Origin of the sequence: Chryseobacterium lacus, assembly GCF_003336205.1 — a bacterium.
Lineage (GTDB): Bacteria > Bacteroidota > Bacteroidia > Flavobacteriales > Weeksellaceae > Chryseobacterium_A > Chryseobacterium_A lacus.
Genome location: NZ_QPIE01000005.1, coordinates 181850 through 194376, shown reverse-complemented (window position 1 = coordinate 194376; position 12527 = coordinate 181850). Strand labels below are relative to the sequence as shown.

Below are 12527 nucleotides of genomic sequence, written 5' to 3'. Positions count from 1 at the left end.
ACGGAAGATGTTAAATATGAATGTTTTACTTTTCCAAACCTGGTCCACAAAAAAGTGGTGCAAAAATAATCAATTTATTTATAATACAAGCCGCTGAACGTGAAAATTTTAATATAAATAAATCAACGTTCTAAGTCTATTGCCCGTTTTCACAAAAACTCCATTTATTTTTTGTTAGATTTGTATTGCTAAACCTTCTAACATTTTGAGAAATACTTTAACAGAAGAGAATTATCTGAAAGCACTTTTTCACCTTGCCGATTCGGAATACAAGGTAACGGTGAACGATCTCAGTAAATTTTTAAATGTAAAAATGCCCACCGTGAATAACATGATGAAGAAGTTTGCGGAGAAAAACTGGGTAATTTATGAAAATTACAAACCACTCATCATCTCTGAAAAAGGAATGAAAGAAGCCGCTTTAATCGTGCGGAAACACCGTCTTACCGAAATGTTTCTGGTGGAAAAAATGAACTTCGGCTGGGAAAATGTCCATGAAATTGCCGAGCAACTGGAACATGTGCATTCCAAAATGTTTTTTGATAAAATGGATGAGATCCTGAATTTTCCAACACTTGATCCTCATGGCGAACCGATTCCGGATAAGGACGGCAACATTATCGCTCAGGATTTAAAAAAACTCAGCGATTGCAAAACGGGCGAAACCGTAACCTTCAAAGCAGTTACTTTTTCCGATGACAGTCTCCTGAATTACCTGAACGAGCGCACTATTCATCTGGATTCTAAACTTACTATTCTGAGAATTGAAAATTTTGACCAATCGATGCAGGTGGAACACAAAGGCAAAACCGAAATTCTAAGTAAAAATGCAACCGATAAAATGCTGGTACGTTGAGGATGAGTTACATACCATTTTTATTTGATTCTACTCGTGCAAATTATTATGTTTTACAAAAAACCACCTGAATTAAATTGTATTTTTACCCAACAAAACAGCAATGTTAAACATATAGAATCACGATCAAATTAAAGGAAAATAGTGTGGAAAAACTAACGATTGAAAAGTTAATTGAAGAAGCTCAAATATTCTGTGTTGAACAATCAAAATTTCAACACAAAGAACTTTATGGAGTTACAGACGGAAAAGCTGTAGGAACACTCATTGAACATCAATTTCAAATGCATCTTAATAATAAATATGAAGTTTTAGTCGGTTCTTCTGCAAGAGGTATCGACTTGCCTTCTGATGATATTCAAACTGACATTAAAGTTACCTCCATCAGACAACCTCAATCATCTTGTCCATTCAAAGATGCGAAGCAAAAAATTTTCGGATTAGGTTATAATTTACTTGTTTTTGTTTACGATAAAACTGACGACCCCACAACACAAACAGCAATTTTAAATTTTGTAAGTTGCTCTTTTGTTCACAAAGAACGAACCGCAGATTATACAACAACGTATCGCTTACGTGAAATGGTAAAAGACGGAGCAAACGAAGCGGACATTATTGCTTATTTGCAGGACAAAAATATTCCTGCGGACGACATAACATTAGCTAAAGTTGCAGAACAAATTTTGCAAACACCGCCAGAACAAGGTTACCTGACCATTTCCAATGCTTTGCAATGGAGATTACAATATCAAAGGATCGTCGCTTTAACTGATGATATTCAGGGAATTAATAAAATAATAAGCTACAATAAACCAACATAAATGCAAATCTTTGAAGCAAATATAACTCATTCTGTTTTAGATTATTTAAAGGATAATCTAAAAAAAAGCGTGTCTTTGAAAGAAGCTAATAATTTGCTTTTCAAATCTTTTGGCATTATTGATTTTTTTGAAACAGAGGAGGAATTAAAAAGTTTAATCATTGCTATTTTTGAAAACCAAAACAGCATTTCTGAGCCTGACAGAACCGAATACGGAGATTTTCAAACCAATTTAAATCTAGCAAAGAATGCCGCTAAAATTTTAGGGAGCAAAAACAGTTTGCCACAAATTATTATTGAACCCACTTGCGGAAAGGGAAATTTCATTTTGGCATCTATCCAACAGTTTAATAGTGCAGAAAACATCTATGGAATAGAGATTTACAAACCTTATATTTGGGAATGTAAATTCAATATTATCGACTTTTACCTACAAAATCCTCGTGAAAAAAAACCTGTAATTTCCATCATTCACAGTAGTGTTTTTGACTATAATTTCAAGCACTTAGCGAAAGAACATGCAGAGAAAGAAATTCTAATAATCGGAAATCCACCTTGGGTTACCAACTCACAATTGGGTAGTCTAAATTCAAAAAATTTACCGAAGAAGCGAAATTTCAAAAATCATAACGGACTTGATGCAATAACAGGAAAAGGAAACTTTGACATTGCAGAATTTATTACCTTAGACCTCATTGAGACTTTCCAGAAAATGAAAGGTCATTTAGCGCTATTGATTAAAAATTCTGTAATTAAAAATATTGTTTACGAGCAAAACATCAATAAATTTCAAATTTCCGAAATCGAACGATATTACATTGATTGTAAAAAAGAATTTGATGTATCGGTAGAAGCTTCTCTTTTTACCTGTAAGTTGAAAAGTGAACCAGAATTTGAATGTGAGGAATTGAATTTATATGATTCTGATAAATCAGGAAAAAGATTTGGCTGGATAAAAGGAAAATTTGTTTCAAACATCGATACGTATTTTAAAACACAACAAATTGATGGAACTTGTAATTTTGAATGGAGACAAGGCATAAAGCACGATTGTTCCTCCATCATGGAATTGGATAGAATAAACGGACATTTTGTAAACGGCCTTAAAAAAGAAATAAAATTAGAAAATGATTTAGTTTATGGGCTTTTAAAAAGCTCAGATCTAAAAAATACAGTTGTTTCAGAATCAAGAAAATTCACCATCATAACACAAAAAAAAGTAGGACAAGAAACCAATTATATCAAATATGATTATCCAAAAACATATCAATATTTAACAGAACATCAAGACGTTTTTAATGGTAGAAAATCATCCATCTACAATAACAAACCTCCATTTTCCATTTTTGGAATAGGAGATTATTCTTTTAAACCTTACAAAGTTGCTATCTCCGGACTTTATAAAACTTTTCATTTTACTTTAATATTACCTCAAAATGAAAAACCTTTAATGTTGGATGACACTTGCTATTTTCTTGGATTTGATAAGTTGGAGTTTGCTGTTTACACTTTGTTATTACTTAATTCTGAAATCAACGTTCAATTTCTGCAATCAATCACTTTTTCAGATGCAAAAAGGATGTTTACAAAAGACGTTTTAATGCGAATGGATCTGTTGGAGTTGGGTAAAAATATTAAGAAATCAGAATTACAAACTGCGCTTAACCACATCAATAAAGTTCATAAATTCAATCTGACTTTAGATTTATGGGAAGATTTTATAGAAAAATTGCAACCCAGCAAAACAGGACAAATGCAACTATTTTAAAGTAATCTACTTTTAACAATTTATTTTTCTAAGCACGTTCATAGCCTTTGCAGTTCCACCCAAAATGTTTATCTTTGGTTGTTCACTCAATTTATAAACTGTTTTTCTATGATTCTGATTGTAGATGATGCTCCCGAAAATATTATATCCTTAAAGAAAGTACTAGAGAAAAATGATTTCGAAGTAGATACGGCATCGTCCGGAGAGGAAGCCTTAAGAAAAATTCTGAAAAAATCTTACGTTCTTATTATTTTGGATGTTCAAATGCCGGGAATGGACGGCTTTGAAGTAGCTGAAGCCATTTCAGGATACAGCAGAGCCAAAGAAACCGCTATTATTTTTCTTTCCGCAGCCAGCGCTAATGTTCACCTCATTACCAAAGGATATTCCTCCGGCGGACTCGACTACATCAGCAAGCCTGTGGATATGAACATTCTTCTGCTAAAAGTGAAAACCTTTTATCGCATCTATGAACAAAGCCGTGCATTGAACGAAATGCAAACCACGCTGCGCGAAGAAATAGAGTTCCGGAAAGAAGCTGAACGAAAAAAAGATGAGTTTATCAGTATCGCCAGTCATGAGTTGAAAACTCCGCTGACAACCATCAATGGATACATCCAGCTTTTGGAACGCAGTTTGGATAAAAATGATCTCAGCACTGCGAAAATCCGTCTGCAAAAGGTGCAGAATCAAGTAGAAAAACTGAGTCTGTTGGTTGCGGATTTGTTGGATATTTCAAAAATAGAAAGCGGCAAACTGAAGTTTAATATGAAATATTTTTCCGTAGACCCCCTTTTAGACCAGCTTCTGGAGGAAATGCAACAGGCAAATCCTCAGGTTAAAATCATCAGGAAAGGAAATGTAGGCACTGAAATTTATGGTGATGAAATGCGCATAGAACAGGTGCTCATCAACTTTATTACCAACGCCATCAAATATTCTCCGGACAGTGAAGAACTTCATGTAACATCCACAAAATGTGGAAATGATGTATATTTTTCGGTAAGAGATTTTGGAATCGGGATGGCGGAAGAACATCAGAAATCTATTTTTGATAAATTTTACAGAATTGAAGAAACGTCCGAACGTTTTCAGGGATTGGGAATAGGGTTGTATATCTGCAAAGAAATTATCGAAAGGCATCATGGGAAAATCGGAGTAAAAAGCACTTTGGGCGAAGGTTCCGAGTTTTATTTTTATATCCCAACATCATCTCCTGAAAAGGATCAAAATTAACACACTCAACTATGAATTTTAAGAATAATCTGTTATACGGGCTGGGAATATCGTTGCTCCTTTTATTTATGAGTTCCCTGGCTTCCTTCATCAGCATCAATAATCTGATCGACAGTTCTGCGATGGTTCGCCATAGTAATCAAATAATCAATAATCTGGATGAAATATACTCTCAGGTGGCTGATGCTGAATCGGCACAGCGGGGATACATCCTTACTGGTGATGAACGATTTTTGGATCCTTATTATCAAACCAAAGATAAAATAAGCAAAAGTCTTGATGTACTTTATTCAGAAGTGAGCCAAACTTCCGCCCAGTCGAAAAATATGGAACTGTTACAGGCTGCAGCAGAAACAAGGCTTAAAATTCTTGATGAAAACCTGAACTATAAGAAAAATAGAACTCCGGTGACAAGCGAAAATCTGCTGCAAGGAAAAAAATACATGGATGACATCCGGAATACTATTACCACGATGCAGAACGAAGAGCAACAAGTGCTGAAACAGCGCACCGAGAAAATGGATACCTTCGCTTCTTACACTCCCATGCTTATCGTGCTTTCTGCTTTACTAGCCATTACCATTACCCTTATTTTCTTCCGAAGGATTTCTCAGGATTATAATGAAAAAAGCAAACTTACCCAAGAACTGGAACTGAAAAACGAAGAAACAGAAATTCGCCTGGTCGCAATAGAAAAAGTAGCCACGAAAATTTCCAATGGCGATTATGATATCTTAGCAGATCAAAAAATCCATGAAAGCCTTGGCAATGTAGCCGATCCTCTTCTTCGGATGTCACAGTCGCTGAAGACTTCTTTTGCTATTCTTGAGGATAAAGAATGGCTTGGTTCCACCAGTGCAAAACTGAACGACCGCATGATGGGCGAAAAAAGCATTGAAGACCTTGCCCGCGATATTTTAGATCATGTTACCCAAAATACCGGAAGCCGGGTTGCCGCTATTTATTTGCTGCAGGAAGACAACCATCTGCATCTGGCCGGAAGTTATGCGCTAGCATCCGATAAAAAGAAAATTCTGAAAATTGGCGAAGGAATTGTTGGTGAAGCATTCCTTACTGGAAAGGAAATTCTGTTGCAGCAGATTCCTGATCATGAAATGACCATCAGTTATGCCAGCGGACAAACCAAACCCAAAACTATTTTTGCGATTCCTATTACGCGGCACTCCATTCCTATCGGTGTGTTAGAACTGGGCTCGATAGATGAATATACTCCACAACAGCTGGAATTTTTATCATCAGCAGCCGGAAGTATCGGCTTGGCTTTCCACAGCACGCTCAACAGAATTAAACTTCAGGAATTACTGGAAGAAACACAGGCGCAATCGGAAGAACTGCAAACCCAGCATACAGAACTGGAAAACATCAATGAGGAATTAGAGGTACAATCGCAGAAACTTCTGGCTTCGGAAGAAGAATTGCGGGTGCAGCAGGAAGAACTCCTCCAAAGCAATCAGGAATTGGAAGAAAGAACCAGTCTTCTCGAAGAAAAAAACGCGCTTATCGAACAGCGAAATATTGAGATTCAGCAGAAATCCCTCGACTTAGAACAAAGTACCAAATACAAGTCGGAATTTTTGGCGAACATGTCGCATGAACTTCGTACGCCTCTGAATTCTATTTTATTGCTATCCAGACTGATGACAGAAAGCGAAGATCTCGATCCTCAATATATAGAATATGCAGAGGTAATGCAAAGTTCAGGGCAGGGATTACTGACTCTTATCGACGAAATATTGGATCTTTCTAAGATTGAAGCCGGAAAAATGACCTTGGAAATGGAAGACATTCCAGTAGAAGAGATCACTTCTGATATGCATCAACTGTTTTTGCCTTTAACTAAAGAAAAAAAATTAGATTTTCATGTAATAACAGATCCAGGAACGGCATCGATAATTCATACAGATAAACTCCGTATCGAACAAATTCTGAAAAACCTCCTGTCTAATGCGATCAAGTTTACCTCTCACGGAAGTATTACGCTACATATTTCCGGTGATGAAAAACAACAGGAAGTACATTTCAAAGTGATCGATACCGGAATCGGGATTCCTAAGAATAAAATCAGAATGGTTTTCGAAGCGTTCCAACAAGCGGATGGTTCTACACAGCGTAAATATGGAGGCACCGGATTGGGGCTTTCCATCAGCCGCGAATTGGCAAGATTGCTGGGTGGAGAAATTCAGCTGAAAAGCACCGTTGGCGAAGGAAGCGAATTCACGCTCATTATTCCGGTGAATCCTCATGCTGAAAAAATCGCTTTTCACGATGACTCAAAAAATTCCCTTCCCAAGATTCCTGTTCAAGATACCTCTGAACAGCCGAAAAGATTTATTTCAGACAGAATTCCGCCTCCTGTGGAGGATGACCGGGATGATATTCAGCAAGGAGATAAAGTGATTCTGATTATAGAAGACGATACAGCTTTTGCCAAAATTCTTCTCGATTATTCCAGAACTAAAGGGTACAAAGTACTCGTTGCCGTACGCGGCGACAGCGGTATTGAAATGGCTAAGCAATATCAACCCCTTGCGATTCTGCTCGATATTCAATTGCCCGTAATGGACGGTTGGCAGGTGATGGAAGCACTAAAATCCGACCCTGATACGAAACCGATTCCCGTGCACATCATGTCTTCCATGAAATTCAAACAGGAAAGTCTGCTGCGCGGTGCCGTAGATTTTATCGACAAACCTTTTGCCTTGGAGCAGATGCAGGAAATATTTACAAAACTTGAGGATGTTCTGACGCGTTCGCCAAAGAAAGTGCTGATTGTAGAAGAAAACGAACAGCACGCCAAAGCCTTAAGTTATTTTTTATCCGCCAATAACATCGTAACCGATGTTGCCGGGAATATTTCTGACAGTATAGACTCTTTACATAAAAAAGAAATTGATTGTGTAATCTTGGATATGGGCGTTCCTGACCGAACGGCGTATGAAACCCTGGAAACTATTAAGCAAACCGAAGGACTTGAACAGCTTCCCATCATCGTATTCACAGGAAAAAACCTTTCTAAAGGTGAAGAAAACAGAATTAAAAAATATGCGGATTCTATCGTTGTAAAAACCGCCTATTCCTATCAGCGAATTCTGGATGAAGCCGGACTTTTCCTTCATCTCGTAGAAGAAAAAAACAGGAAAAAGAATGAAAGAAAATCAGGTTCCGAGTTTGGAGGAGAATTGCGGAATATCCTGAAAGATAAAACGGTATTGATTGCCGATGATGATGTGCGAAATATATTTTCCCTCACAAAAGCACTGGAAGGTCACGGTATGAAAATATTACCGGCAATGGATGGTAAAGAAGCACTCGATATTCTGAATAAAAATCCGGACATAGATGTGGTTTTAATGGATATGATGATGCCTGAAATGGACGGTTATGAAACCATTATGGAAATCCGGAACAATGCGCAGTTCAGAAATCTTCCTATCTTGGCTGTTACTTCCAAAGCGATGATGGGCGACCGCGAAAAATGCATCACCGCAGGAGCTTCAGATTATATTTCAAAACCTGTTGATATTGACCAACTCATTTCCTTACTGAGGGTTTGGCTGTACGATAAAATTTAAAAAAACAGTGTATGAAGAACGAAAAAGAAATTCTCATCATTGATGATGACAACAAAAATATATTTGCACTCAGTGCTGTTCTGAAAGCCAGAAAATACAACTGTATCGCTGCACTAAGCGCAAGAGAAGGACTGGAAATGCTGGCAGAAAATAAAAACATCAGTGTCGTGCTGATGGATATGATGATGCCTCAGATGGACGGATATGAAGCCATCGCGCAAATTAAAAATGACGAAAAACTATCAGGAATTCCTGTTATCGCTATTACAGCACAGGCCATGATGGGAGACCGGGAAAAATGTATGGCCGCCGGCGCAGACGGTTATCTTTCGAAACCGGTAAATGTGGACGAGCTTTTGATTCTTCTTAATGATTTAATGAAATAAAGTGAATTCTGAGCGTAATGACGAACATATAGAAACCCTGCTTTCCGATATTCTTGAAATCTATGGTTATGATTTCACGGGATATTCACGGGCTTCGCTGAAACGGAGAATTGTGCGGCTTTATGAGCTGGATGGTTTTGTAAGTTTTGCAGAATACCGTTATAAAATCAGAACTGAGCCGGGTTATTTCAACCGTTTTCTGGAGCAGATCACCATCAATGTGACTGAAATGTTCCGCGATCCTGAGTTTCACAAAACGCTGAGAACAGAAATTATGCCCCGTCTGGGTACCTATCCTTTTATCAGAATCTGGATTGCGGGATGCAGCACCGGGGAAGAAGCCTACTCTGTAGCTATTTTTCTGAAGGAACTCAATCTGCTTCACAAATCTCTGATTTACGCTACCGACATCAACAGTGCTGTGCTTGAAAACGCTGCTCAGGCCATGATTCCGCTGAGCAAAATAAAACTGTATACTGAAAATTATATCGCTGCAGGTGGAAGCGCCAATTTTTCAGATTATTATACCGCCAATTATTCTCTGGGAAAACTGAATGATGAGTTGAAATCCAAGATTATTTTCTCCACTCATAATCTGGTCACCGATCATTCATTTAACGAATTCCAGCTGATTCTTTGCCGCAATGTGGTGATTTATTTCGACCGGCCACTGCAGGATAAAGTCTTCGAGCTTTTTGACGGCAGCCTTCAGCAATTTGGATATCTGGCATTAGGAACAAAGGAAACGTTAGATTTCTCCCGCGTTTCCAAAAACTATGAACGCCTGAAAGGCGTAAAAATTTGGCGCAAAATTCATTGATATGAAGGCATGTGAAGCATTGGTAATAGGAGGTTCCGCAGGCAGTCTGGATGTACTTTTGAAAGTATTGCCGGAACTGAATCCTGAGCTTTCATTTCCTGTCATCATTGTGATGCACCGCAAACCCGGAAAAGACAGTATCCTCACCGATCTGCTTTCTGCAAAAACCCAGCTTCCGGTAAAAGAAATTGAAGAAAAGGAAACGATTCGGCCAACAACGGTGTATATTGCACCGCCCAATTATCATGTACTCATCGAAAACAACAGGACTTTCTCGCTCGATGCTTCGGAAAAAGTGAATTTCTCCCGCCCTTCTATTGATGTTGTTTTTGAAAGCGCAGCTCAGGTTTATAAGGAAAATCTGGTCTGTTTATTGCTTTCCGGTGCCAATAATGACGGTACTTCCGGGCTGCAAAAAGTAAAACAAAAAGAGGGCACCGTCATTGTTCAAAAACCAACTTCCGCAGCGGTGAGTTTTATGCCTGAATATGCAATGGAACATGTAGAAACCGATGCCATTCTCGATACCGAAGAAATGGCTTCCTATATCAACAATCTCAACACATAATGATGAACAACAACATGCAAAAGAAAGTTTTTATTTTTGATGACAACCTCGAAATCCTGGAGATGTGCACGGAAATCCTCGAAGATTTGGGGTGTGAAGTGAAAACCTCTCCCACGACCAACGGGATTGAAGACCAAGTAGCCGATTATATGCCTGATTTGATTTTCATGGATAACTGGCTTCCGGATATTAGCGGTATCGAAGCTACTCGACTTCTGAAAGCAAATGACCAACTTAAAGACATTCCTGTCGTTTACTTCTCTGCCAACAGCAACATCGAAGAACTGGCTGCAGAAGCAGGAGCCAACGATTATCTGGCAAAACCTTTCGATATTGATTTCTTTGAAACCATCGTAAAAAAACATACAGAATCTGTAGCAAAATAGAAAACAAACCTTTGTCGACTCGATTTTCTTCTCTAAAGTCAGGAGCCAAACAAGATGGACGAAAAACCATTTTTCGTTTTCAATATCACAGACATTAAAGACAACCAAATAGAATATTTTGATTAAGTGATGGAAAATTTGCAATTTGATTGTTTCCTTGTTTTTTACATCTAAAAAAAACCGCTTCACTACGAAACGGTTTTATTATTTTGATTACTGAATGATTCGACGATTATTCAGATTTTGCCATTCTTTCTGCGCGTTTTCTGTCTTCTTCGGAGAGTACTTTTTTCCGCATTCTGATGAAGTTCGGTGTTACTTCAATGGCTTCATCTGCCTGAATGTATTCCATACATTCTTCCAGAGAGAACAAAATCTTTGGTGCGACTCCGGTATCTTTATCTTTACCGGAAGCGCGCATGTTGTTCAGCTGCTTGGCTTCTACAATATTGACGACTAAATCGCCGGGTTTATTTTGTTCACCGATGATCATTCCTGTATAAACTTCCTCACCCGGATCTACGAAGAATTTACCTCTGTCCTGTAATTTTGCGATAGAATATTCCGTGGCCGGACCTTGAGTTTTGCTGATCAGAACACCATTATTTCTTCCCGGAATAGAGCCTTTGAAAGGTTTGTAGTCGATAAAACGGTGTGCCATAATCGCTTCACCTGCCGTTGCAGTCAACATTTGTGAACGCAAACCGATCAATCCTCTGGAAGGAATTTCAAATTCCATGTGCTGCATTTCGCCTTTGGTCTCCATGATGTGAAGATCACCTTTTCGTTGCGTAGCCAAATCGATCACTCTTGAAGCATATTCTTCAGGAACATCAACTACCATACTTTCGTAAGGCTCACATTTAACGCCGTCAATTTCTTTTAAAATAACCTGCGGCTGACCGATGGTCATCTCGTAGCCTTCTCTTCTCATCGTTTCGATAAGTACGGAAAGGTGAAGGATTCCTCTTCCGAATACCAAAAACGTATTGGCATCTGCTGTAGGTTCTACTCTTAAGGCTAAGTTTTTCTCAAGTTCCTTCATCAACCTTTCTTTCAGGTGATTAGAAGTCACATATTTACCGTCCTTACCAAAAAACGGAGAGTTATTGATGGAGAACGTCATGTTCAAAGTCGGTTCATCAATTGCTGTTCTTGGCAACGGATCCGGATTTTCTAAATCCACAAATGAATCACCGATCTGGAACTTGTCGAAACCAACGATGGCACAGATGTCTCCGGCTTTCACTTCCTGAACTTTCTTTTTGCCAAGACCTTCAAACACGTATAATTCTTTTACTTTTCCTTTTACAATTTTGCCGTCTTCCTGCGCAAGGCCAATCCATTCTGATTCTTTCACGGAACCCTGAGTGATTTTTCCGATGGCAATTCTTCCTAAAAAAGAAGAGAAATCCAAAGAAGTAATCTGCATTCTAAGCGGGCCTTCTTTGGCTTCAGGTGCTGGAACGTACTCTAAAATTCCGTCCAACAACGGGAATATATTTTCTGCAGGTGTAAGTGAGGTGTTGAACCAGCCCTGTTTTGATGAACCATAAAAAGTCGGGAAATCCAATTGCTCTTCGGTTGCATTCAGATTGAAGAAGAGATCGAAAACCTGATCATGAACTTCATCTGGACGACAGTTCGGTTTGTCTACTTTATTGATGACCACAACTGGTCTCAGACCTAGCTCCAAAGCTTTCTGCAGAACGAAACGTGTTTGCGGCATCGGGCCTTCGAAGGCATCTACCAAAAGTAAAACGCCGTCTGCCATTTTCAATACTCTTTCTACCTCACCACCGAAATCGGCGTGACCGGGAGTATCGATGACATTAATTTTAGTATCTTTATAGGTAACGGAAATATTCTTGGAGAGAATGGTAATTCCACGTTCGCGTTCCAGGTCATTGTTATCCATGATGAGTTCTCCGGATTCCTGATTTTCTCTGAAGATGCTGGTGGCGTGAATGATTTTGTCGACCAGTGTGGTTTTTCCATGGTCAACGTGTGCGATAATCGCAATATTTCTAATATTTTGCATAAAGGATTTTTACGGGTGCAAAAATAGTGTTTTTTAATGAATTGATAAAAAAA

General features: G+C 38.5%; 10 protein-coding genes. 9 read left to right on the top strand and 1 reads right to left on the bottom strand.

Going from position 1 to position 12527, the window contains the following annotated elements; all coding sequences use genetic code 11:
* Positions 1 to 205 precede the first annotated feature (205 nt).
* From DQ356_RS08085 to DQ356_RS08045, 9 genes are all read left to right on the top strand, one after another.
* Positions 206 to 856, top strand: a complete 651-nt coding sequence (locus DQ356_RS08085; protein ID WP_114303972.1) for a metal-dependent transcriptional regulator — start codon at positions 206 to 208, stop codon at positions 854 to 856.
* Between the two features lie 146 nt (positions 857 to 1002).
* The gene (locus DQ356_RS08080; protein ID WP_114303971.1) at positions 1003 to 1677 is read left to right on the top strand and encodes a type II restriction-modification system restriction endonuclease; all 675 of its coding nucleotides are present in this window, start codon (positions 1003 to 1005) and stop codon (positions 1675 to 1677) included.
* Positions 1678 to 3444, top strand: a complete 1767-nt coding sequence (locus DQ356_RS08075; RefSeq protein ID WP_114303970.1) for a hypothetical protein — start codon at positions 1678 to 1680, stop codon at positions 3442 to 3444. It abuts the gene before it with no gap.
* Between the two features lie 108 nt (positions 3445 to 3552).
* The gene (locus DQ356_RS08070) at positions 3553 to 4680 is read left to right on the top strand and encodes a hybrid sensor histidine kinase/response regulator (protein ID WP_114303969.1); all 1128 of its coding nucleotides are present in this window, start codon (positions 3553 to 3555) and stop codon (positions 4678 to 4680) included.
* A gap of 11 nt (positions 4681 to 4691) precedes the next feature.
* Positions 4692 to 8273, top strand: coding sequence for a response regulator (locus DQ356_RS08065; RefSeq protein WP_114303968.1), 3582 nt, complete (start codon positions 4692 to 4694; stop codon positions 8271 to 8273).
* An 11-nt stretch (positions 8274 to 8284) separates the two neighbouring features.
* Positions 8285 to 8659 (top strand): response regulator, encoded by a 375-nt coding sequence (locus DQ356_RS08060; protein WP_114303967.1) that lies wholly within the window; start codon positions 8285 to 8287, stop codon positions 8657 to 8659.
* Between the two features lies 1 nt (position 8660).
* Positions 8661 to 9479 carry a CheR family methyltransferase gene (locus tag DQ356_RS08055; RefSeq protein ID WP_114303966.1) on the top strand — a complete coding sequence of 273 codons (819 nt, stop codon included), beginning with the start codon at positions 8661 to 8663 and terminating at the stop codon, positions 9477 to 9479.
* A 1-nt stretch (position 9480) separates the two neighbouring features.
* Positions 9481 to 10047, top strand: coding sequence for a chemotaxis protein CheB (locus tag DQ356_RS08050; RefSeq protein ID WP_114303965.1), 567 nt, complete (start codon positions 9481 to 9483; stop codon positions 10045 to 10047).
* On the top strand, positions 10047 to 10433 hold the full coding sequence (locus tag DQ356_RS08045) for a response regulator (RefSeq protein WP_228420690.1): 387 nt from the start codon (positions 10047 to 10049) through the stop codon (positions 10431 to 10433). Before DQ356_RS08050 ends, DQ356_RS08045 begins: the two co-directional genes overlap by 1 nt.
* A 232-nt stretch (positions 10434 to 10665) precedes the next feature.
* On the opposite strand, the gene typA is transcribed toward DQ356_RS08045, so the two are convergent.
* The gene (gene typA, locus DQ356_RS08040) at positions 10666 to 12474 is read right to left on the bottom strand and encodes a translational GTPase TypA (protein ID WP_114303964.1); all 1809 of its coding nucleotides are present in this window, start codon (positions 12472 to 12474) and stop codon (positions 10666 to 10668) included.
* Positions 12475 to 12527: the final 53 nt, after the last annotated feature.